This window comes from Rhodococcus sp. SMB37 (genome assembly GCF_004345605.1).
Classification (GTDB): Bacteria; Actinomycetota; Actinomycetes; order Mycobacteriales; family Mycobacteriaceae; genus Rhodococcus.
This window is the reverse complement of the sequence record NZ_SLVY01000005.1, coordinates 270,693-292,679: the sequence shown is the minus strand read 5'-3', so window position 1 is coordinate 292,679 and position 21,987 is coordinate 270,693. Positions and strand designations below refer to the sequence as shown.

Sequence of the window (21,987 nt, the reverse complement as noted above, 5' to 3'; positions counted from 1 at the left end):
GACGTGCATTCAGGGAGAGGTCGATTCCGGCATGGCAGGCCACGGCTCGAGCATTCTCGGTTACCCGCGCATCGGACCCCGTCGTGAACTCAAGCGTGCTCTCGATTCCTACTGGCACGGCGACGGTACACGCGCCGATGTCATCGCGGTCGGTCGCGAACTGCAGGAGAACATGTGGCGTGAACTGTCTGCCACCGGGTTGACGCAAGTCCCCGGCAACACGTTCTCCTTCTACGACCACGTGCTAGACAATGCACTGCTGTTCGGTGCGGTCCCGGAGCGGTTCCGTCCACTCGTCGACGAACTCGACCCACTCGACTTCTACTTCACGATGTGTCGTGGCCGCGCAGACCTCCCGCCCCTCGAACTGGTCCGCTGGTTCGGGAGCAACTACCACTACCGTCAGCCCGAACTCGACGAGCGCACCGTCTTCGAACTCAACTCGTCCGCGTTGCTCGACGAGTTCGATCGGGCCATGGCCGAGGGTGTCGAACTGAGGCCCGTCGTGCTCGGTCCTGTGTCGCTGCTGCTGCTGTCGAAGGTTGCGCCGACTTCCCCGCAGAACGGATTCGCGACGCTCGACCTGCTCGATCCGCTGCTCGAACAATACGAGCGACTCTTCGAGCAACTCGCGAAGCGCGGTGCCACATGTGTGCAGCTCGACGAACCATCGTTCACCGAGGACCGCAGCGCCGACGAACTCGCGGCGCTGAAGCGGGCCTACGAGGTGCTCTCGCACGCACCGTTGCGGCCCCGCATCCTCGTGACCGGGCCTTACGGCCATCTCGGTGAAGCACTGCCGATCCTGGCGGCGTCGAAGATCGAAGCGCTCGGCCTGGACTTCGTCAACGGACGGATGACTCCCGACGAACTCGCCGCTGTCCCCGGCCTGAAGCGCAAGCGGATCTACGCGGGCGTCGTCGACGGCCGCAACGTGTGGAAGGTCGATCGGCGCCGGACACTCGAATATCTGCAGTCGCTCGCTGCGATCGCGCCGGATCTCGTCGTCTCGACGTCCTCCACGTTGCTGCATGTGCCGTACGACCTCCTCATGGAATACGACATCCCCGGTGACGTCGCAGACCGGCTCGCGTTCGCGAAGCAGAAGGTCGGCGAGGTCGTCTCGCTCGCGAAGGCACTCACCACCGGAGCCGAGGAGAAGTGGCGCCGGCCGCCCGTCTCGGTGCATTTCAAGCAGAAGCACACGGTGCGTGCCCGCCTCAACGCGCTCACTGCCGAGCATCGAGTCCGCGCCCCCTACGAGGAGCGTCGCGTCGCCCAGCAGAAGCGCCTGAAGCTGCCGCCCGTTCCCGCGACCACCCTCGGTTCGTTCCCTCAGACAGCCGAGGCGCGGAAGGCGCGGTACGAGCTCGACCAGGGACGACTGTCGTACGAGGAGTACGCCACGCTCATCGAGGCCGAGATCGAGTCGACGATCCGGCTGCAGGAGGACATCGGCCTCGACGTCCTCGTGCACGGCGAACACGAACGCAACGACATGGTGCAGTACTTCGCCGAACTGCTGGAGGGCTTCGCCACCACCCATTTCGGCTGGGTGCAAGCCTACGGGTCGCGCTGCACACGCCCCCCGATCCTGTACGGCGACATCGTGCGGCCGAAACCGATGACGGTCGAGTGGACCGCGTTCGCGCAGTCGCTCACAGACAGACCGGTCAAGGGAATGCTCACCGGACCCGTCACGATGCTGGCGCGTTCCTACGTGCGGGCGGACCAACCGCGTCACGAGACGGCCGACCAACTGGCACTCGCGATCCGAGACGAGATCTCCGATCTGGAGAAGGCCGGGATCGCGATCATCCAGGTCGACGAACCGGCGATCCGTGAACTGCTGCCGCTGCGGCAGGACGGGCGCGCCGAGTACCTCGACTGGGCAGTCGATGCGTTCTGCCTCGCGACCGGTGGGGCAGCGCCCGAGACCCAGATCCACACACACCTGACGTACTCGGGTCAGAAGTCGGTGGTCGACGCGATCGAACGGCTCGATGCCGACGTCACCGCGATCGTCGCGACCAGGTCGATCGGCTGGGTGCTCGAGGCGATCAAGGATCAGGCCCTGACCCACGGTGTCGGGCCGGGTGTCTACGAGTCGCGCTCGGCGCGGATCCCCGACATCGACGAGCTCGACGAGTTGCTGACCGAAGCAGCCCGATCAGTGGACCTCGACCGACTGTGGGCGAATCCGGATGGTGGCCTCAAGTCTCGCAGGAACTGGCAACTCGAACCGTCGCTGCGCAACCTCGTCGCGGCGGCGCGCAGGGTCCGTCGCCGGGCCGCAGCCGGGGACCGACACCGGTAACGCCCCCGGCCGTGAGGCCCCCGGGTGCGCGGCGCTTCGCAAGCGAGTAGGTATAGGAGCATGAGCGACTCGCCTGTTCCGACCATCACTGCTGTTGCCTTCACCGCCACATCCGCAGACGCCCCACTGACGAAGACCACGATCGAGCGCCGCCCGTTGGGGCCGCGCGACGTCCTGATCGAGATCGAATTCGCGGGCATCTGTCACTCGGACATCCACGTGGCCCGCAACGAGTGGGGCGGCACGAAGTACCCGGTCGTGCCCGGTCACGAGATCGTCGGACGTGTCGCCGCCATCGGCACCGACGTCACGAAGCACGTCGTCGGCGACCGGGTCGGCGTGGGATGCTTCGTCGATTCGTGCGGCGAGTGCGATCCGTGTGGTGCCGGATTCGAACAACACTGCGTCAACAGGGTCACCGCGACGTATAACTCCGTCGGCAGTGACGGCCAGGTCACCCAGGGCGGTTATTCGACGCATATCGTCGTCACCGAACACTTCGTGCTGAGGATTCCCGACGGGCTCGATCCTGCCGCGGCGACGCCCTTGCTGTGCGCCGGCATCACCTTGTACTCACCGTTGAAGCGTTGGAAGGCCGGCCCCGGAACCCGGGTCGCGATCATCGGAATGGGTGGGCTCGGGCATGTCGGTGTCAAGATCGCCGCCGCACTCGGCGCGGAGGTGACCGTGCTCAGCCATTCCTTGGCGAAGAAGGACGACGGCCTGCGCTTCGGCGCCGTCGATTACCGCGCGACCACCGATCAGGAGATCTTCAGGGAACTTCGCGGCAAGTTCGACCTGATCCTCAACACCGTGTCGGTCAACCTCGACCTGGACCGGTACCTGTCGCTGCTGTCGTTGCATGGTGTCCTCGTCGAGCTGGGGTTGCCCGAGAATCCGCTGTCCCTGCGAGCGTTCTCCCTCGGCAACAACGACCGGGCGATAGCGGGATCGAATGTCGGCGGTATCGCGTCGACCCAGGAGATGCTCGACTTCTGCGCGGCGAACGAAATTGCCGCAGAGATCGAGCTGATCTCCGCCGATCGCATCAACGAGGCCTACGAACGCGTGGTCGCGAGCGACGTGAGGTACCGATTCGTCATCGACGCCGCGACCTTCTGAGCCGGAACCGAGGGGAACGGGACGGGTCAGAAGTTGTCGCCGAGCTGATCCCGCAGCTGCGCGAGAGTCTTTGCCAGCAGACGCGAGACGTGCATCTGCGACACCCCGACCCGTTCGGCGATCTGCGTCTGGGTCATATTGCCGAAGAACCGCAACATGACGATGGAACGTTCGCGTTCCGGCAGCGCCTCGAGCAATGGACGCAGTGCTTCATTGTTCTCTACCTCGTCGAGGGCCGCGTCGTACTCGCCGAGTGTCTCGGCCAGGGTCAGTCCGTCGTCGGTCTGTGGCGACGACCGATCCACGGAAATAGTGGTGTAGGCATTCCCCGCGACCAACCCCTGCAGCACTTCTTCCTGGTCGATACCCAGCTCCTGCGCGAGCTCGCTCGCCGAGGGCGCGCGCCCGAGACGCTGCGACAGGTCGGCGGTCGCATGGCTCAACGACAGGTGCAGTTCCTTCATGCGACGGGGAACCCGCACCGCCCACGCGGTGTCCCGGAAGTGCCGGCGCACCTCACCCATGATGGTGGGTACCGCGAACGATACGAAGTCGGCCCCGCGCTCCGGGTCGAATCTGTCGACCGCGTTGACCAACCCGAGACGCGCGACCTGGACCAGGTCTTCGAACGCCTCACCGCGCCCATCGAAGCGACGCGCGATGTGCTCTGCAAGAGGGAGACAACGTTCGACGACATGCTCGCGGATCAGGGAGCGTTCCGCATCCTTCACGTCGAGAACAGCGATCCGTTTCAGATCGTCGAAGACGTCGGCGTAATCGTCGTTCGTCCTCCTGTTGTTCTCTTTCACCGAGCGGCACTACGTTCGGAGATCGTCAGGTCGATGGTGCTCACAGTGTCACCGTGGTCGTCGATACCGGACGACACCGACACCGAATCGGTGAGCGAATTGAGCACATGCCACCCGAACGAGCGGGGCTGCCGGGTGGGAGCATCCGTGCGGGTGGGTGCCGACAAGGCGATCTTCACCCCCGACGGGGAGACCTGGAAGCTGCACAGAAGAGTCGACAGATCTGTGGAGTTCACGATCAGCCGGGTTGCTGCCTCGTCGACTGCGAGTTTGATGTCCTCGACGGTGTCGAGATCGAAGTCGTGTTGCAATGCGATCGCTGCCGCGACCGCGCGCAGCACCGAAAGCTGGTCGGCATCGGCCCTTACCCGCAGCTCGACTGTGGGGGGTGCATCTTCGTGTGCCGAATCTACCGACGCGGAATTCGCCATGGGTGCCTGTTCTCCGTGACTGCGTGTAGCGGTGCTGTAATGTCCTGCTTCCTGTTTCCAGGGGGAGACTACCCAGTCGGAGATGTTTCAACCCACCGGATCCTCCACGCTGCCATTACTGCGGATGGAGAAATTCCGATCCGGTTGAGCGTGCGTCGGGTCTGCACTAGTGTTGAAGACGGTTGAGCACACAGCCTGGAAGTCGAAGGTGCCGCGTGATGGGCGGTATTCCGGCGGGCGATTCTGTGCCGCTGCGTCTGCGCCTCCAGCGCCTTTGAAATTTCTCAGACGTTGGGAAGTGCAATGACAGCTACCGAGAACATTGCCGTACGGACCCTGCCCATGCGTGCTGGTCCGCCCGGAGCCGCGACCCGCTGGGCCGCGGGCGCTCAGTTCTGCGCGCAGCAGATCAGCTCCGCCCTGGTCCGTGTCGGCGTCGGGGGAGAAATCGACGTCCGTAACGCGGCTGCGCTGAGCGAGTATTCTTGTACGCAGCTTCGGTCTTCGCCCCGGGTGATCCTCGACCTGTCCGAAGTCGGGTTCTTCGGGACGCCGGGTCTGACGGTGTTCGACGAGCTCGATGAGGTGACTCGCCAGAACAGTGCACGTTGGGCGCTCGTCTGCGGAAGACCGGTCGAGCGACTACTGCGTGCTGCCGACCCCGAACAGCGCATCCCCAAGCACTTTTCCCTGGAGAGTGCGATGCGATCGCTGAGCCACGCGGCGTGATGCCATTCGAAGGACGCGGCAGACTGTAGTGGTCAGTATGTCGCGAAGCCGTTGCCGTGCATGATGAATGCTTGCACGGCAACGGTGTTTTCGACGATGTTCACGCTATGTGATGTCGGTGTCCGCGTTGCGGGTTGCGGGACGAGAGCGGATCATCGCATTCCCACTCGACTCGTTCCCACTCGACGGGGGGCTTCCTCGCGCGGCAGCGGGATGCACCGGTCGTACGCGCGGGCGGTGTCCGCAGCGGCGCGATCCCACGAGTATCGTGCGACGGCGCGGTCGCGGCCCGCGATCCCGTAGGTGTCGCGTGTAGTCGGATCGCCGAGCAGCTGCCGTGCGGCCTTCGCGAGGGCCCCGGGGAATCGGGGTGGTACGAGATCGCCGGTAACACCGTCGACCACGATGTCGAGTACGCCGCCGACTGCGGACGCGATCACAGGTCGTCCACACGCCATGGCCTCGAGGGGTACGACGCCGAATGGTTCGTACCAGGGGTTGCTCACGACGATATCTGCTGAACGCAATAGAGCGGGCACCTGCGAGTGCGCGATCCTGCCGGGCATCCGTACTCGGTCGTCTACACCGCACCGCCGTGCGACTTCAGAGAGCCGTGATGCTTCCGGATCTTCGGCCAGGCCGCCGTCAGGTGGGCCTCCGGCCACCACGAGTTCGGTGTCGGGAAGTGCACTCAGGGCTTCGACCGTGACATCGAAACCCATTCGAGGAACGAGCTGTCCGATGGTAACGATGCGATACTTCGCTCGCCGGGGGAGGAGTGTGGGGCCCACCGGTTCGAATCGGCTCACATCGACGCCGCAGGGCACGACCGATGTGCGAGCCCGAGGTAGGCCCATGCGAGCGAGCTCGGACACTTCGTCGGTGCAGGCTGCTACCACTCTGGTGGCACCGCGGGCGACGAGCTTCTCCAGACGGGTCCGGTCCGATCGGGCGGCATCCGTCGTGCTCTGATGTCGATGCTCGACCGCTCCCAACGTATGGAAGGTCTGCACAGTCGGAATACTCAGCTCTCGTGCTGCCAATTGGGTCGCGATTCCCGACATCCAGAAATGGGCGTGTGCGATGTCCGGACGTTCGCGTGACCATTCGCCGCGGAGGAAAGAGCCGAACTCTCCTGTGAAGATGAGCAGTTCATCTTCCGGTAGCTGCTCGGGCGGGCCGGCCGGGACGTGCACCACCTCGTAATCGGCCTCGGTGCGCACTCGTTCGGGAAGGCCGGGCCGGTTGCAACGTGTGTAGACGACAACGCGGTGCCCTGCGCGAGTGAGGGCTGCGGAGAGCTCAGCGATATGAACACTCCGCGAGTCGGCGTGGGAATCACCGAGAGCATCGAGCGGACTCGCGCCTTCGGACACCATCGCGATGTGCATCGGCTTCCTTCCTGGACAACACGCGGCGGCTTCTTCGAAGAATCGGACTACGTCGCGGCCGTCGCCGAAATGCCGGCGTACATCACCATCAGAACGAAGAGGGCCCACCCGGTTCCGTGCCAGATCGGCCACCGGCCACCCTCCTTCCACACCAGATAGGTGCGGATGAACGCCCCGAGCCCTCCCAGAAGAAGAACGAGCACCGGTCCGAACATGAGAATCTGACGGGCAGGATCGGTGCAGACGGCGAACTCTGCGTCCGCGCAACTGTCACCGGACATAGCCGACCACACGACCACTCCGACCATGATCAGCAGTGCGATCGCGATGACGATGGCTGCATACCGGACGGCGCTGCGGAACGCCTTGGGGTCGCGCCAGCGTTTCTCCACATCTTGGGTCATGGCCGGTCGTCAGCTCTCGACGCGGTCGGTGAGCTGGTCCTGGCCTACTCGGCGTGCGCAGTGGGCACAGCAGAACATCACGCCGTTCGCCTCGACTCCGTGACCGAGAATCCTGCAGTGGCAGTGGGCGCACTCCGGCGCCATCGCACTGACTGCACACTCGAAACTGTCGTATGTACCCGTGATGCTCTCGCGAGTGACGGTGAAGGTCTTGTCGTAGTCGTTTCCGCATGTGTCGCACGTGGGCATGCCGAAGCTCCTTTCGTGTGAACTGCCGTGCCTATTGGGTGCCCCGCCTCGTGGCTGCGCAAACGTGCGGCTCGCGGGGCAAACGTGCGGTTCGCGAGGGAGATTCGGAGCGGGCCCGGGATCGTTCCGGGCGATCGGGTTTCGATGGCGGGCGAATGGGCATCCGTTACAGGTCCGCCCGATATCCGCCCGAGAGGAGTGTTGTGGTCGGCGAATTCGGGTACTCGACCGAGACGCGATGCGGAAACGAACCGAGGAGGGCACATGAGCGTCTCCGACCCTGAGCCGCACGGCAACACCGATCCGAGTCCTGACAGGACTCCGGATCTGGATGCCGGCGGTGGTGTGCGCCCCGGATCGACACCACCCGAGTCATCGGGTACCTCGGGTCTGTCTGCGCCGGAGCCGCGCACGAGTTTCAGATTCCCTCCGACCGGGTGGATGACGATCGGTGCCGTCGTGGTGATCGTTCTGATCTTCGGGGCCGTGGCCATCGGCTTGCTGCTCTGAGGAACGGAACGCCTCGAGAGGACGGACGGCCGACCCGCCCGAAACATGTGAACCCACAGAGAAGGGATTGTCGGAATGGCAGATGAGAAGAGCGGCCCCAGCGAAGGTATCAAGGGGGCCGTCGAAGGAGTGAAGGGTAAGGCAAAGGAAGCCGCGGGAGCGTTGGTCGGAAATGACGACCTCACCCGCGAGGGGCGTGCCCAACAGGACAAGGCCGAGAGCCAGCGGGAAGTTGCGAAGAAGGAAGCCGAGGCCGAGAAGGCTCGCCGTGAAGCCGAAGTGGACGAAGCACGTCAGCGTTCACAGCAGTAGCCATCGCGCTCGATGTCGGGGGCCCGAGGCCTGGATCAGGCCTCGGGCACTCGCTCGTGCAGTGTCATCAGCAGGTGGTCGAATTCCCTGCGCGAGACAGGTTGCGCGCCGGCACCGGCTGTAGCCTCTGCGACGAGTTGTTCCGAGAGCGCCCGCACTTTGACATTGGTCTCCTGGGAACGCCAGGTGAGGACCTCGAAGGCGTGTTGGGCGGAAATCGCGTACACCGCCATCAGGATGCCTTTGGCCTGTTCGATCACGGCGCGTGCTCCGGCGAGAGCGGAAACGGCTTCGTCCACGCCTTCCCGGATGTCTTCCTCGATTGCTTCGGACAGGTCGAGATAGAACCCGCTTGTGCCCAGCACGGTGCCGTTCCTGTCGACCAGGCGGTCGCCGATCACCGCCACGCTCTTGATGTTGCCGGCGGTATCGATGATGCGATGTTTACTACTGAACGGTTCTCCCGTGGTGCGGACCGCCTCGAGTAGTTCGGCAAGTTTCTTCTTGTCGTCGGGGTGCTTGTGCTGCAGCAGCAACTCGGTGGTCGGATGCACCGTGCCCGGCGCGTATCCGTGTATGGCCGCCACCGCGTCGGACCACTCCCACGTGTCATCGGCAAGCAGATATCGGAAGCTTCCGACATGTGGGGACGAGTTGCCGTCGAGGAGGCGGGCGGCAGCCGCGTCGGGAAGAGCACGATCCTTCATAGGTCCGATTATGCGCCACTTCCCATCGGCTGGGTTCGCCGGAAGGGTCGTGGCTCGAACGACGCGGCATGCACGGACTACGCCGTGCGCAGATCGTCGAGGAAACTGCGCCTCCACCGGTCGATGTCGTGAGTCATGACCTGGTCGTGCATCGAACGCATCCGTCGGGTCAGGCCCGGATCGCCGAGTCGGACGGCGCTGAGTATCGCGTTCTTCACCGCGTCGAGATCGTGTGGATTCACCAGCAGTGCGCGACGGAATTCTGCGGCGGCCCCGGCAAATTCACTGAGAACAAGCGCGCCCGTGCCATCGCCGTGGCAGGCTACGTACTCTTTTGCGACAAGGTTCATTCCGTCGCGCAACGGTGTCACGAGCATGACGTCGGCGCCGGCGTACATCGCGACGAGCTCGTCGCGTTCGACCGGACGATGCAGGTAGTGCACGACAGGGCCGCGCAGACGACCGAACTCGCCGTTGATCCCGCCTACTACCCGTTCGACGACGTCCCGCAACGAGGCATAGGCAGCCAGACGCTCGCGGCTGGGGGTGGCGAGCTGCACCATCACGGTCTTGTCGGGATCGAGTGCTCCCTCCTGGAACAACTCCCGGAGAGCTTCGATACGCAGCTCGATGCCCTTGGTGTAGTCGAGTCGATCCACGCCGAGCAGGAAGATCTCGGGATCACCGAGCTCGGCCCGGATCTGCTCGGCGCGTAGTACGGTGCTCGGCTCCACCGAAGAGTCGCGCAGCCGAGCTGCGTCGATGGAGATCGGGTAGGTGCCCACGCGCACACGCCGTGTGCCGAACTCGATCAGGCCACCCTCGGCTCGATGCGTACTGGGCAAGCCGAGAAGCCGTCGGGTCAGGTACCGGAAATTCTCGGCGCCACCCGGAAGGTGGAACCCGATGAGATCGGCGCCGAGCAGACTCTCGATGGTCGCCTTTCGCCACGGCAACTGCAGGAACAGTTCCGGCGGTGGGAACGGAATGTGCAAGAAGAAGCCTATTCTGACGTCCGGTCGCAACTCGCGGAGCATGTGCGGTACGAGTTGGAGTTGATAGTCGTGGACCCACACGGTGGCGCCCGGCGCGGCGGCCAGAGAAGCCGCTTCCGCGAAGCGGCGGTTGACCTGCTGGTAGGCGTGCCACCATTCCCGGCGGAAGGTGGGTGCCACGACCGCGTCGTGGTAGAGCGGCCAGATTGTCGAGTTGGCGAAGCCCTCGTAGTATTCGGCGACCTCGTGTTCATCCAGGTGCACCGGGTGGAGGGTCAGTCCGTCCTCGACGAACGGATCGAGGGCGGCATCGGCGGTACCGGTCCATCCCACCCACGAGCCGTCCACGGATCGAAGAACCGGTTCGAGCGCTGTGACGAGTCCCCCGGGACTGCGCTGCCATCTCGCGGGTCCGTTGTCGGGCTGCTCGACGAGATCGACGGGAAGACGGTTCGCCACCACGACGAAATCGCGGGGCCTTGCTCCTTGCATCCTTCCTGCTCCAGCTGCTCGCATTCACTCCGCTCGCTGCACGTCCGCGAACACGTCGACCACTGCCGAACAGAACGCGGGCAGGTCGTCGGGGTTGCGGCTCGAGACCAGGTTCTGGTCGATGACCACTTCCTTGTCCACCACCGTGCCACCGGCATTCCGGATGTCGGTGCGGACGCTCGGATACGAGGTCAGCGTCCGATCGCGCACCACGTCGGCTTCGACGAGCGTCCACGGTCCGTGACAGATGACGCCGACGGGTCGTCCCGACGTGACGAAGTCTCGGACGAATGCGACCGCCTTCTCGTCCTGGCGGAGATGGTCGGGATTGGTTGTCCCGCCCGGCAGGAGGAGACCGTCGTAGTCGTCCACAGACGCGTCCGCCACTGCCTGGTCGACCGAGTACTTGCCCGCGGCATGCACGTCCTTCTGCATCGCCTGGATCTCTCCGCCCTCCAGCGACAGCAACCGCACGGTGGCGCCCTCCTGCTCCACCGCACGCCGGGGCTCGACGAGCTCCACCTCCTCGACGCCATCGGTTGCAAGGATGGCAATGGTTCGGCCCGACAGGCGTCCGCTGTGTGCTGTGCTCATGATGATCAACCCTTCTTCGAAGTAGCGCTGACCCCCGCATACCCGTCACGTGTGATTTCATGCTGCGGGATGTTCTGCTGCTCACTCCGTTTGCCTGCGGAGACCCGTTTGTCTTCCGAGACGGCGGGTACGCCGATGTGCACGGCGTGGTCATCCCGTTCCAGATCTCGTGTGGACAGTGCTTCATGTGTGATCGTGGACTGCAAACCCAGTGCGAGACCACCCAAGTGCGTGAGCAGGGAAGCGGCGCTGCGCTGTTCGGCTACTCGCAGCTGTACGGCAGTGTGCCCGGCGGGCAGGCGCAGTACCTGCGTGTTCCCCATGCAGACTCGACCCACATCAAGGTCCCGCAAGGGCCGGCCGACGATCGATTCGTGTACCTGTCGGACGTGCTCCCGACCGCGTGGCAAGCGGTCGAGTACGCCGAGATCCCGGACGGTGGCACGGTCACGGTTCTCGGGCTCGGCCCGATCGGCGACATGGCCGGCCGCATCGCCGGCCATCGTGGAGCGCGGGTCATCGCTGTCGACCTGGTTCCGGAGCGGCTCGCGCGGGCCTCGGCGAGAGGGATGGAGGTCATCGACCTCGGGGACGCCGGCTCCGATGATCCTGCCGCTTCTCACGGACGACGATCCCCTGGGGGTGGATACGTTCGCGACGCACCGGCTGCCGTTGTCGGATGCGCCGCATGCGTACGACATCTTCCAACGAAAGCAGGACGGCGCGGTGAAGATCGTCTTCACTCCTTGATGTTCGGGAGGAGGTCGCGGGAGGATTCACGCAAGCACGGGATCGAGCGCCGGCCCGGCCGCCGGCGGCCGGTTTCGGTTGCCCTCCACCCGCGCCCCCATCGCGAACGCCAGGTGTCCGCCGAGTGCGCCGCTGAAGCCGATCAGTGAGATCGCGACCGTGCTCGCTGCTACCGCAGCGGGACGGGCGCCTCGCCGTCGTCCCAGGTAGGACAGACCCATCAGGGCGATGGCTGTTCCGTTGACCGCAGCATGGACCAGCCCGACCCGTCGTTGCTGTGTGTCGCATTCGGCGAAGTCGGCCCAGCCGGTGAGCGCGGACGGCAGAGCCGCGACCAACCCGACCCCGATCAGCTGCCGTGCGGTCTCCGGTTTGCGGAAGACGAAGTCGAACAGCGACGCACACGACCAGGCACCGATCGGAATCGCAACCAGTGCGGGGTGCAGTGGATGGCCCGGAGCCACGTCACCGCGCAACAGGTCGCCCGGTACGCCTGAGGTAATACGTCGGACAACATCTCGTACGGCCGTCGACGGTCGATCGAGTGCTGTCGCGGATTCCAGTGTCGAGAACAATCCCGTCATGGGTCGCGAGTACCTCGGATCGAAGGTTCGAAACACTCGACAGTGGCGATTGTTCGTCCGATCCGGTTTCGGTCACTGTAAGCCGGGTAGCTGGAGAGTGCAGTCGCTGCATGTGCTGTGTTCCGCTGACAATCTCGCGCACGCGTCTCATGCGCTGAGGAGGATTCGATGGCCGGTCAGAATGTCGCAGACTACCTGCTCGAACGGTTGCGTACCTGGGGAGTCGAGCACGTATTCGGATACGCAGGAGACGGGATCAACGGTATTCTCGCGGCCTGGGAGCGGGCTGGGAACAATCCGCGGTTCGTTCAGGCTCGGCACGAGGAGATGTGTGCATTCGAAGCCGTCGGGTACGCAAAATTCTCGGGACGTCTCGGGGTGTGTATCGCCACCTCCGGACCCGGTGCGATACATCTTCTCAACGGCCTCTACGACGCCAAACTCGACCACGTACCGGTAGTCGCAATCGTCGGACAGACCGACCGCTCCGCCATGGGCGGCTCGTACCAGCAGGAGGTGGACCTGCTCAGCCTGTACAAGGACGTCGCCAGCGATTACGTACAGGTGGTCACGGTCCCCGAGCAATTGCCCAACGCCCTCGACCGGGCCATCCGGACAGCGATGACCCGGCACGCCCCCACCGCGCTGATAATTCCGGCGGACGTGCAGGAACTCGCCTACTCCCCACCGACGCACGAGTTCAAAATGGTGCCCTCGAGTGTGGGCTTCGATATCCCGACGTTCGCCCCCGACGACGCCGCGGTGGTGCGGGCCGCGGAGATCCTCAACTCCGGCAGCAAGGTCGCTCTCCTGGTCGGGCAGGGCGCGCGCGGCGCGCACGAGGAGATCGCACACGTCGCGGATCTGCTCGGCGCCGGCGCAGCCAAAGCGCTGTTGGGCAAGGATGTGCTCTCCGATGAACTGGGGTGGGTCACCGGAGCGATCGGGCTGCTCGGCACGCGCCCGAGCTACGAGATGATGGCCGGCTGCGACACCCTTCTGACCATCGGCTCGTCCTTCCCCTACGCCCAGTTCCTACCCGAATACGACCAGGCCCGCGGTGTACAGATCGACATCGACGGTCACATGATCGGGATGCGCTATCCGAACGAGGTCAACCTGGTTGCCGATGCGAAAACAGCTTTGCAGGCATTGATTCCGCATTTGTCCCGGAAGGAGGACCGATCCTGGCGGGAGGAGATCGAGGCGAACATGGCACGCTGGTGGGAGACCATGGAGATGCAAGCGCAGGTGGACGCCGATCCCGTCAACCCGCTGCGCTTGTTCTCCGAACTGTCGCCTCGCTTACCCGATGACGCGATCGTCACCGCAGATTCAGGCTCGGCGGCCAACTGGTACGCGCGCCAATTGCGGTTCCGCGGTCGGATGCGAGGCTCCCTCTCGGGGACATTGGCGACCATGGGGCCCGGCGTCCCCTACGGAATCGGAGCGAAGTTCGCTCACCCGGATCGTCCCGTGATCGCGTTTGCCGGCGACGGTGCGATGCAGATGAACGGGCTCGCCGAACTGATCACTGTCGAACATTACTGGCAGGAGTGGGATGATCCCCGGCTCATAGTCGCGATTCTGCACAACAATGACCTGAATCAGGTGACCTGGGAGATGCGAGCGATGTCCGGTGCGCCCAAATTTGTTCCCTCACAAATCATTCCGGATGTCGACTACGCGGCGTTCGCCGAGAGTCTCGGCTTGCGCGCCGAGACGGTCACCGAACCCGGCCAACTCGCCGGCGCGTGGGACAAAGCGCTCTCGGCGGATCGGCCCACCGTGCTGGACGTGCACACCGACCCGAACATGCCGCCGATCCCGCCGCACGCGACCTGGGAACAGTTCAAGTCGGCCACTTCTGCGGTCCTGCACGGAGACGAGGACGCCTGGGGGTTCATCAAGACCGGTGTCAAGACCAAGGCGCAGGAATTTCTCCCGCATAACGACGACTGACCGAGTATTCGACGTGCACGATCCCGGTGTCACCTCATTCCATCGCTGACTACTGCCGCGCGATGTTTCTCGATCTTCGAGCCACGATCCGATCGAAGGCTGGAGGCCGAGCAACCGCAGGTCAGCGCAGGCGGTACGCAATCACGAGGGCGATCACCACCCACAACGGGATCCACCACGCAGGGTGCCCCGGAGCGAAGGCAGTGGTCAGCAGGAAGCCGCCCCGCCGACTACCACGGCAGCAGTGGCAGCGGCGGGTGAGGGCCACGGTCGGTCGTTCATGCCCGGAATATATCCTGTGCTCAGGTGCCCCACGTGTTCGGGTGGAATATGCCCTGAACTGTGCCGACGCACGGATCGAGATGTGCCGGCTTCAGTCGGTGTCCCTCGTCGGCATCGTCGGTGTACCTACGATTTCTAGAAATCGTAGTCGATGCACGCCAGGCGGTCACCTGCCATTCCGGCCTCACCCGGTCCTGTCATGGTGTGCTGTGCGTGGAGCACCACAGAGTTGGCCTCATCGTCGCGGAACTCCCAGTCGACGGTCGTCGACGCTTGGGCAGCGCCGGTCTCGTCGGTCGTGATGTCGAGCCAGATCTCGTTCTGGGGATTCGCGTAGGCCGGGTCCGTCGACGGTGCGTCCGGGGTGGCCGCGGGGTCGAGGTCGTTCTGGTAGTGAGGTCCCGAGTCCGACGGTTGCGGCCCGCACGGCAGGGTGTGCACGTGCACGCCGAAGTCGCGGCTCGGTGCCAGACCCGTCGCGTCGAGGGTGATCGTCGTGCGGCCGTCCTGGTCCTCGGAGTCGACCGTCACCACCGAGCCCACTGGCACCGCGGCTTCGTCGTAGGTGAAGGCATTGTCGTCGCCGACGGGCTCCTCGGGTACCTGGAAGGCGCCGGCCATCCCGGGTGCCGGTGTGGGTAGGTCATCGGTGGTCGTTTCAGCGGTGGTGAGAGGTGGTGTTTCGACGGTGGCGTCGTCGGTTGTCGCTTCGTCGTCGCTGCAACCGGCGGCGACGAGAGCGGCCAATGACACCGCCGCGATCAAGGTGGTGTGTCGTGTGTTCATGAATGTCGCGTACCCGCGGCGCGCACGACCGAACCCTGGATTCCGTCATCACGTGTGCATCCCGGAAAAGTGGGAATCCGAAAGTCATGACACACAGCGGCGGCCTCGCCCAGCCGGAAGCACGAGCAGCAGGACACCTGCTTGCCGTCCTGGACGAGCGTGACAACTCGACTCTGGTCCGAGCGGTGTGTGAACTCGCGGCCGCGGACAGATACGCATCGGAGCCAGGCGAAGTCCGCTACGACCGCGTACTCGCCTGGGTGGTCGAGAGGATCGCAGAAATCATCATCGAACCGCTGGAGTGGGGACCTCAGGAGCCGGCGGCATACAAGGTCGGCTTCCGCACTCTCGACGGCCATGCCGTCGATTTCGCCGAAGCCCCACCTGCGGTCCAGTACGTTGTCCGGGCAGTGGCAGCAGAACTTGACGACAGCGACTCCGTAGGGGCGGCCCTCGACGATGCCGGCCACACATCTACCTCGCTCCGCGCCGATATCCTGCTCGAAGCACTGGCTCTGCTGGACCGCCTGCTCGATGCGCGGCTGCGGCATACAACAGCAGAATGAGTCTTCCGACGACGCCAGGGGGCGGAGCACTCGAAGGACCCTGCCCGTCGGCCGCCCTCCGTCAGTGATTCCTCAGAGCGTCGATGAGTTCGTCCTTCGTCATCTTCGAGTATCCGGTGACACCGATTTCCTTGGCCCGTTCCTTCAACTCGGGCACCGTCCGTTCCTCGTAATCGGTGGCCTTGCCGCCCTTGTGTCCGACCGACGAGCGTCCCTCATTCGCCGCGGCATTGGAGATACGTGCGGCCTTCTCCTTCGAGTCGCCTTCGTCGCGCAGTTCCTCGTACAACTCCTGATCCTTCAGGTGCGGATCAGAGCCCTTCTTCGGCATGGCAGTCCTCCTCGATGGTCACCTCCACACATACCCGGCGGGTTCACCGCAAAACCCGGCTCGGCATTTCGCACGAATCTCGGCGCGTGCGTCCTGATCGTGGGAGATTCGGACGGTGGGCGCTGCCGATCGAGTCCCCGACTCGGTACTGGACGATGTTGGGACTTTTGCACGTACGCCGACCGTCGCCTGGATTCGACGAGGTGCGGTCGCTCTCCTTGCCGTGATCGTCCTGGTTGGTCTCACCGGCCGATTAGGTGTGTACAGCGCGACCACTCACGCATCCGGCGGTGGATACGAACTCCACCTCGAATATCCGAGGGTCACGCGACCCGGACTGGATGTCCCTTGGAATCTGACGGTCCGGAAGCCCGGCGGCCTCACGGAGCCGGTGGTGATCGTCGTCGACTCCGACTATTTCGACATGTTCGAGAGTCAAGGTCGGACGCCCGAGCCGTCGGCGGAAACCTCTGACGCCGCCCGCACCTACATGACTCTCGACCCACCGCCCGGCGATACCCTCACCTTCAGGTTCGATGCGTATATCCAGCCGTCGAGCCAGACCGGAGCATCGGGCTCGGTATCCGTATATGAGAACGGAATCGATGTGGTCACTGTGGATTTCATGACATGGGTGGCGCCCTGATGGAAATCGTCATCCGAGCGGCTGTTCTTTTCCTGTTCCTGTGGGTGATTACCCGGATCGTCGGCCGGTCGACGGTCGGTGAGCTGAGTACCTTCCAGCTGATCCTCTACATTGCGATGGGTGACCTCATCCAGCAAGGGGTCACGCAGCAGGACTACTCCGTCACTGCGGCAGTATTGGCGATCGGAGTGTTCGCTCTGCTCACCATGGGGTTGACATGGATCAATTCCCGTTTCCCTCGCATGCGGGGTGTCACGCACGGAGTTCCTGTCATCGTCGTCCGCGACGGAGTTCCCGACCTGCACCGACTGCGTACCGAACGGATGTCGCTCGACGATCTGATGAGCAGTGCGCGTCAGAAGGGTATTCGCCGTTTCGACGAGATCGAACTCGCTGTCCTCGAGACCAATGGGCGCGTATCGTTTTTCACGCGGGCCGACGGTGGAGCGGACGAGCCTGCACAACCGGACATCATTTGACGGTAGGGCGGGCGTCCGTTTGGCCGTGGCGCGCGTGGGTACCCGCAATCGGACACTGTCTGCTGAAGGAGGCCACAATGACGGATCCGAACTTCACGACCGACGACGCCGGGATCCCGGTTCCGAGTGACGAGCATTCACTCACTATCGGCACCGATGGGCCCATTCTGCTCCAGGACCACTACCTGATCGAGAAGATGGCCCAGTTCAACCGCGAGCGCGTCGCGGAGCGCCAGCCCCACGCGAAAGGTGGCGGCGCCTACGGGCGATTCGAAGTCACCGAGGACGTCTCCGCCTATACGAAGGCAGACCTGTTCCAGCCCGGCAAGAAGACCGACCTGCTGATCAGGTTCTCGACCGTTGCCGGGGAACGCGGAAGCCCCGACACGTGGCGCGACCCGCGCGGTTTCGCGATCAAGTTCTACACCGACCAGGGCAACTACGACATGGTCGGCAACAACACACCGATCTTCTTCATGCGTGACCCGATGAAGTTCCAGGATTTCATCCGGTCCCAGAAACGCCGCGCCGACAACAATCTGCGCGACCACGACATGCAATGGGACTTCTGGACGTTGTCTCCTGAGTCGGCGCACCAGGTCACCTGGCTCATGGGCGACCGCGGTATCCCGCGCACGTGGCGACATATGAACGGGTACTCGAGCCACACCTACATGTGGGTGAACGCCGAAGGCAAGAAATTCTGGGTGAAGTACCACTTCAAGACCGACCAGGGAATCGAGTTCTTCACGCAGCACGAGGCCGACCAGATGGCATCGATGGACACGGACTATCACACGCGTGATCTGTGGGAACACATCGAAGCGGGCGAGTACCCGAGTTGGACTTTGAACATGCAGATCATGCCGTTCGAGGATGCGGACAACTACCGCTTCAACCCGTTCGACCTGACGAAGGTGTGGCCACACGGCGACTACCCATTGATCCCGGTCGGCACGATGACGCTCGATCGCAATCCCACCGACTACCACTGCGAGATCGAGCAGGCCGCATTCGAGCCGAGCAACCTCGTTCCCGGCATCGGCCCGAGTCCGGACAAGATGCTCCTCGGCCGGTTGTTCTCGTATCCCGATGCTCACCGGTATCGTATCGGCGCCAACTACAAGGAACTTCCGGTCAACAAACCGCATGTCCCCGTCCGGTCCTATTCGAAGGACGGAAACATGCGGCATCACAACCCCGGTGACCCGGTCTACGTTCCGAATTCCAAGGGCGGGCCCCACGCGGATCCGTCACAGGTCGGAGAGACTGCCACCTGGCAGAGCTCGGGCGACATGGTGCGCGCACCCTACGCACTGCACAGTGAGGACGACGACTGGGGGCAGGCCGGAACGATGGTTCGGGAAGTTCTCGACGATGAAGCCCGGGATCGGTTGGTGGACAACGTGGTCGGGCATCTTCTCAATGGTGTCACCGAGCCCGTTCTCGAGCGGGCGTTCGAGTACTGGCGCAACATCGACAAGCCGCTCGGTGACCGGATCGTCAGCGGTGTCTCCGACAAGAAATCGGAGAAGGACCCGAAGGCAGGGCAACAAGCAAACCCCGCGCGGAGCAGCGCACAGAAGAAAGCCTGATCCTGTCTGTTACTCCGTCGGGACGAGGCCACCTCCTGTGGGGCGCAGTCCCGGGCCAGGAGGAGGTAGATGCGGGACCGGACCAGTCGGTGGGCCGCCAGCAGACCGGCTGCGCCGGACACGAGATGCACCACGTTGTGCACGGCGGAAACCTCCCGTGCGCGTCACCGTAGGGCCACGTTACCCCGGGCAGGCTGGGTCGGCCCGTCGACGTCCGCGCCGACGATCTCAGCGACCGACCATGGGTGACCGAGTGGCTCGATGACATTGGTTCCGAGGTTGGTCCCGACGCGAAGAACACGGTGGCGGAGTCGTCGAGAATCCGGTGACACCTTGTTGCCTGGGTGAATGCCGATTCGGGCATCCGAGAGGATCGGGCTCCAGAGTTTCACAGCCCGATAGTTATCACAGGAAGGGTGTTGAGCCGTGCCTGCTGAACGCTTCCGTCAGGTGGTGGACGCCGAGGGACCTTTCGCGTCGGTGTACTTCGACGACAGCCACGACACCGAGGACGCTGCCAAGCAGTGGGAATTGACCTGGCGGTCCCTCCGAGAGCCTCTGGAAGGGGACGGTGCCCCCGACGCAGTCCTGGCCGTGCTCGAGAAGGCGGTGCTCGACAGTCCGCCGGCGGTCGGCCGTAGCGGACGAGGTGTGGTCGCAGCGTCGGATCACGTGGTCCTCGACGAACACTTGCTGCGCCCACCTGCGCAGCCGGAAACCTGCTGTTCCGCGATGCCGTACCTCGTGCCCGTGATCGAACACGCCACCGCCACACCGTACTTGCTGGTCGCTGTCGATCATGAAGGAGCAGACATTCGGTACGTGACACCGAGGGCACCTCGTCCGTTCCGGAACCGTCGAGCGCGGCGAGTATCCGGTGCACAAGGCGTCCAGCGCCGAAACCGCCGGCTACGGCGACCCTCAACCTGCGGCAGAGGAGGCTGCTCTGTGATTCCCCGAGACCCTGTATGTCCGACGGTGCTACCGACGTCTGTTGATTTTGCGGCGTGCCACGACGAACGCCACCATTGCGACGAGGGCGGCGATAGCGATGAGTTCCATGTCCATGCGAGTACCCGTTTTTCATCGGATGAAAAGTGGTATGGGCAAGGTTCAAGCGGCTCGGGGTACTCGACCTCGCTGCTGACCTCGAACGCATGAGCGCGCTGACGACCCACATTGCGGAGGCCGTCCTCCGACGCCATCCCACAGCGAGTGGGTATGCGACTGGCACCGGACCCATCGAACGGAGAGGATCGAACGGAGAGGAAGGACATGACTGAACACAACACCGAGGCCGGCACGGTCACCGGCACGAAAGACAAGGATTACAACCTCATCTGGTTCACCGAAGCCTCGCTGAGCAACGCGCTGCGCATGGAGCGGTACGTCGGTGACGCAGAACGCGACGGCGACACCGAACTTGCGGAGTTCTTCCGGCGTGCCCAGGCGGAATCGCGCAAGGGTGCCGAGCAGGGCAAGGCGCTACTTGCGGCACGGCTCCGAGAAATCGTCTGACCCGCATGTGATTCGGATTCGGGTCCTGGCCGAGGCCTGACCCGAATCCGATGTCATGTGAACGGGTATCGAGGGCGTTGCGGGGCACGCGACGGTCAGCTCGAGAAGGTCGGTCACGTCGAGAAGGTCAACGCGCTGAGATCCGTCCCGGATACTTCGAACGGCATCGTCGACATCCTTGCGGTCGCCCAGCCGCGATGCAGCAGTGCAGCATCGCTCTATCCGGTCTCGTCGATGTCAATGCTTCGGAAGGTCACCGATACACTGCGGGTCTCGAGACCGTCCTCCTCCATTTCACCGATTTCGGCTTGCACGGCACCGAATTCCGCAAGGGGAGCAGTCCGGAGTCCACGCAGTTCTGCGAGAGGGACATCCGGAATATTCACGTTGAGTACTCGTCCCGGAGGAGCATGCACGGTTGCCCGGCGCGCAGCACGAGAGGCAACCGATTCCGCTGTCTCCCATAGGGATGGCGCTGTTCCGTCCAACGACAGTGCGACAGCGCGGGCTCCGTGGCCGGCCGCGGTCAGTGCGGCGCCCACCGTGCCCGAGTACAGGATGGCATGGCCGGTGTTGGGGCCGAGATCGACGCCGGAAAGCACGATGTCCGGCGGCCGGCCGAATACGCCTTCCGCGGCAAGGAGTGAAATCAGCGCGGGGGAGCATTCGACAGAGAAGAACTCGAGATCCGGGGGACCAGGAAGCTCCCGACGCGACATCGACAACGTGCCGTCTTCCTCGAGCGCGGACAACGAGGCGCTTGCGCCGCTGCGCTCGAGGTGGGGCGCAGCCACACTCACGTCGAGCCCGGCGTCGACTGCGACCCGTGGCAGCGATGCGAGGCCGGCACTGTCGATGCCGTCGTCGTTGACGATGAGCGCCTTCACTTCCGCACTCCTTGCATCCGGCGTATCTGTATCTTCTCCGTCATGCGCGCGACCGCCAGACTGTGTCCGGTGGCCAGACCTCGACGGGTCACATTGACAGCACCGGCCGCGGCTCCCAGCCGCAATGCTTCGAGGAGGGACGCTCCGGTCGAGAAGGCTGCCGCGAATCCGGCGGTCATGGAGTCGCCGGCACCGCGATGGTCGACGATCTGGACGGGTGGCGTCTCGACCTCCCACACCTCCCCCTCGCACAGCGCGATCGCAGGGTCTCCCGCGCGGGAGACGATCACCGTCTCCGCGCCTTCCTCGTGAAGTCCGCGTGGATGTGCAGCCCGTGTCCCTGATCGGGAGCCTCCTCGATCGTCACCGTCAACAACGGTGACGGGGCGAATACGAAAGCACACGGAGATGCCCCACCGCTGACGGGCTCGGCCGTATCGTCGGGGAGAGGATTCATGACGTCTCTGTACCCCGATCGGTGCGGTGCCACACCCGAGCGCGCCGTGTGGATCGAGCTCGAATGGGTACCACCCACGCAT

The 21,987-nt window shown here is 64.2% G+C and carries 24 protein-coding genes and 1 pseudogene; 12 read left to right on the top strand and 13 right to left on the bottom strand.

Translation table 11 applies throughout. The annotated features are described in order from the left end of the window. Window positions 1–31: 31 nt before the first annotated feature. Together metE and EV641_RS10985 are read left to right on the top strand one after the other, a co-directional pair. Entirely contained in the window at window positions 32–2,317 is a 2,286-nt protein-coding gene (gene metE, locus EV641_RS10990) for a 5-methyltetrahydropteroyltriglutamate--homocysteine S-methyltransferase (RefSeq protein ID WP_132471801.1), read from the top strand. A 60-nt stretch (window positions 2,318–2,377) separates the two neighbouring features. Next, complete coding sequence (locus EV641_RS10985) at window positions 2,378–3,439, top strand: NAD(P)-dependent alcohol dehydrogenase (protein WP_132471800.1); 1,062 nt, start codon at window positions 2,378–2,380, stop codon at window positions 3,437–3,439. A gap of 26 nt (window positions 3,440–3,465) precedes the next feature. On the opposite strand, the gene EV641_RS10980 is transcribed toward EV641_RS10985, so the two are convergent. Further along, window positions 3,466–4,248, bottom strand: a complete 783-nt coding sequence (locus tag EV641_RS10980; RefSeq protein WP_054713265.1) for a SigB/SigF/SigG family RNA polymerase sigma factor — start codon at window positions 4,246–4,248, stop codon at window positions 3,466–3,468. Next, window positions 4,245–4,679 carry an ATP-binding protein gene (locus EV641_RS10975; protein WP_054713266.1) on the bottom strand — a complete coding sequence of 145 codons (435 nt, stop codon included), beginning with the start codon at window positions 4,677–4,679 and terminating at the stop codon, window positions 4,245–4,247. Before EV641_RS10975 ends, EV641_RS10980 begins: the two co-directional genes overlap by 4 nt. A gap of 303 nt (window positions 4,680–4,982) precedes the next feature. On the opposite strand from EV641_RS10975, the gene EV641_RS10970 reads away from it, so the two are divergent. Continuing rightward, window positions 4,983–5,408: an STAS domain-containing protein gene (locus EV641_RS10970; RefSeq protein ID WP_132471799.1), complete on the top strand. Its 426-nt coding sequence runs from the start codon at window positions 4,983–4,985 to the stop codon at window positions 5,406–5,408. A gap of 152 nt (window positions 5,409–5,560) precedes the next feature. On the opposite strand, the gene EV641_RS10965 is transcribed toward EV641_RS10970, so the two are convergent. The 3 genes from EV641_RS10965 to EV641_RS10955 are packed head-to-tail and all read right to left on the bottom strand — an operon-like array spanning window position 5,561 to window position 7,452. Continuing rightward, the gene (locus EV641_RS10965; protein WP_132471798.1) at window positions 5,561–6,799 is read right to left on the bottom strand and encodes a glycosyltransferase; all 1,239 of its coding nucleotides are present in this window, start codon (window positions 6,797–6,799) and stop codon (window positions 5,561–5,563) included. A gap of 47 nt (window positions 6,800–6,846) precedes the next feature. Further along, window positions 6,847–7,203 (bottom strand): hypothetical protein, encoded by a 357-nt coding sequence (locus EV641_RS10960; protein ID WP_054713268.1) that lies wholly within the window; start codon window positions 7,201–7,203, stop codon window positions 6,847–6,849. Between the two features lie 9 nt (window positions 7,204–7,212). Further along, window positions 7,213–7,452, bottom strand: a complete 240-nt coding sequence (locus EV641_RS10955) for a hypothetical protein (RefSeq protein ID WP_054713269.1) — start codon at window positions 7,450–7,452, stop codon at window positions 7,213–7,215. Window positions 7,453–7,716: 264 nt separating this feature from the next. On the opposite strand from EV641_RS10955, the gene EV641_RS10950 reads away from it, so the two are divergent. Both EV641_RS10950 and EV641_RS10945 read left to right on the top strand, forming a co-directional pair. Further along, the gene (locus EV641_RS10950; RefSeq protein ID WP_054713270.1) at window positions 7,717–7,962 is read left to right on the top strand and encodes a DUF6480 family protein; all 246 of its coding nucleotides are present in this window, start codon (window positions 7,717–7,719) and stop codon (window positions 7,960–7,962) included. A 75-nt stretch (window positions 7,963–8,037) separates the two neighbouring features. After that, complete coding sequence (locus EV641_RS10945; RefSeq protein WP_054713271.1) at window positions 8,038–8,274, top strand: CsbD family protein; 237 nt, start codon at window positions 8,038–8,040, stop codon at window positions 8,272–8,274. Between the two features lie 35 nt (window positions 8,275–8,309). On the opposite strand, the gene EV641_RS10940 is transcribed toward EV641_RS10945, so the two are convergent. From EV641_RS10940 to EV641_RS10930, 3 genes are all read right to left on the bottom strand, one after another. Continuing rightward, window positions 8,310–8,981, bottom strand: a complete 672-nt coding sequence (locus EV641_RS10940; protein ID WP_054713272.1) for a PAS and ANTAR domain-containing protein — start codon at window positions 8,979–8,981, stop codon at window positions 8,310–8,312. Window positions 8,982–9,058: 77 nt separating this feature from the next. Beyond that, window positions 9,059–10,468 carry a trehalose-6-phosphate synthase gene (locus EV641_RS10935; protein ID WP_241997046.1) on the bottom strand — a complete coding sequence of 470 codons (1,410 nt, stop codon included), beginning with the start codon at window positions 10,466–10,468 and terminating at the stop codon, window positions 9,059–9,061. 24 nt (window positions 10,469–10,492) lie between these two features. Further along, entirely contained in the window at window positions 10,493–11,062 is a 570-nt protein-coding gene (locus EV641_RS10930; protein WP_054713278.1) for a type 1 glutamine amidotransferase domain-containing protein, read from the bottom strand. A gap of 146 nt (window positions 11,063–11,208) precedes the next feature. Here EV641_RS10930 and EV641_RS10925 point away from each other — a divergent pair. Next, window positions 11,209–11,812, top strand: a pseudogene (locus tag EV641_RS10925) (alcohol dehydrogenase catalytic domain-containing protein); the annotation flags it as partial. Window positions 11,813–11,838: 26 nt separating this feature from the next. Here the strand turns inward: EV641_RS10925 and EV641_RS10920 are convergent. Continuing rightward, window positions 11,839–12,396 carry a DUF2231 domain-containing protein gene (locus tag EV641_RS10920; RefSeq protein WP_054713274.1) on the bottom strand — a complete coding sequence of 186 codons (558 nt, stop codon included), beginning with the start codon at window positions 12,394–12,396 and terminating at the stop codon, window positions 11,839–11,841. A gap of 168 nt (window positions 12,397–12,564) precedes the next feature. Here EV641_RS10920 and EV641_RS10915 point away from each other — a divergent pair, with 168 nt between their 5' ends. Further along, window positions 12,565–14,358: a thiamine pyrophosphate-requiring protein gene (locus EV641_RS10915; protein ID WP_132471796.1), complete on the top strand. Its 1,794-nt coding sequence runs from the start codon at window positions 12,565–12,567 to the stop codon at window positions 14,356–14,358. A 417-nt stretch (window positions 14,359–14,775) separates the two neighbouring features. Here the strand turns inward: EV641_RS10915 and EV641_RS10910 are convergent, their stop codons facing one another. Further along, window positions 14,776–15,426 carry a superoxide dismutase family protein gene (locus EV641_RS10910; protein WP_132471795.1) on the bottom strand — a complete coding sequence of 217 codons (651 nt, stop codon included), beginning with the start codon at window positions 15,424–15,426 and terminating at the stop codon, window positions 14,776–14,778. Window positions 15,427–15,512: 86 nt separating this feature from the next. On the opposite strand from EV641_RS10910, the gene EV641_RS10905 reads away from it, so the two are divergent. Beyond that, entirely contained in the window at window positions 15,513–15,992 is a 480-nt protein-coding gene (locus tag EV641_RS10905; protein ID WP_132471794.1) for a hypothetical protein, read from the top strand. 61 nt (window positions 15,993–16,053) lie between these two features. Here the strand turns inward: EV641_RS10905 and EV641_RS10900 are convergent, their stop codons facing one another. Next, complete coding sequence (locus tag EV641_RS10900) at window positions 16,054–16,323, bottom strand: Rho termination factor N-terminal domain-containing protein (protein WP_132471793.1); 270 nt, start codon at window positions 16,321–16,323, stop codon at window positions 16,054–16,056. Window positions 16,324–16,546: 223 nt separating this feature from the next. On the opposite strand from EV641_RS10900, the gene EV641_RS10895 reads away from it, so the two are divergent. From EV641_RS10895 to EV641_RS10880, 4 genes are all read left to right on the top strand, one after another. Then, window positions 16,547–16,969 carry a hypothetical protein gene (locus EV641_RS10895; protein WP_199233216.1) on the top strand — a complete coding sequence of 141 codons (423 nt, stop codon included), beginning with the start codon at window positions 16,547–16,549 and terminating at the stop codon, window positions 16,967–16,969. Continuing rightward, window positions 16,969–17,448, top strand: coding sequence for a YetF domain-containing protein (locus EV641_RS10890; RefSeq protein ID WP_241997079.1), 480 nt, complete (start codon window positions 16,969–16,971; stop codon window positions 17,446–17,448). The genes EV641_RS10895 and EV641_RS10890 overlap by 1 nt, the downstream gene beginning before the upstream one ends. Window positions 17,449–17,525: 77 nt before the next feature. Further along, window positions 17,526–19,043 carry a catalase gene (locus tag EV641_RS10885; protein ID WP_132471791.1) on the top strand — a complete coding sequence of 506 codons (1,518 nt, stop codon included), beginning with the start codon at window positions 17,526–17,528 and terminating at the stop codon, window positions 19,041–19,043. 1,275 nt (window positions 19,044–20,318) lie between these two features. After that, window positions 20,319–20,561 carry a hypothetical protein gene (locus EV641_RS10880; protein WP_132471790.1) on the top strand — a complete coding sequence of 81 codons (243 nt, stop codon included), beginning with the start codon at window positions 20,319–20,321 and terminating at the stop codon, window positions 20,559–20,561. A gap of 218 nt (window positions 20,562–20,779) precedes the next feature. On the opposite strand, the gene EV641_RS10875 is transcribed toward EV641_RS10880, so the two are convergent. Further along, window positions 20,780–21,448: a 5'/3'-nucleotidase SurE gene (locus EV641_RS10875; RefSeq protein WP_241997045.1), complete on the bottom strand. Its 669-nt coding sequence runs from the start codon at window positions 21,446–21,448 to the stop codon at window positions 20,780–20,782. Then, entirely contained in the window at window positions 21,445–21,987 is a 543-nt protein-coding gene (locus EV641_RS30100) for a PfkB family carbohydrate kinase (RefSeq protein ID WP_132471789.1), read from the bottom strand. The genes EV641_RS10875 and EV641_RS30100 overlap by 4 nt, the downstream gene beginning before the upstream one ends.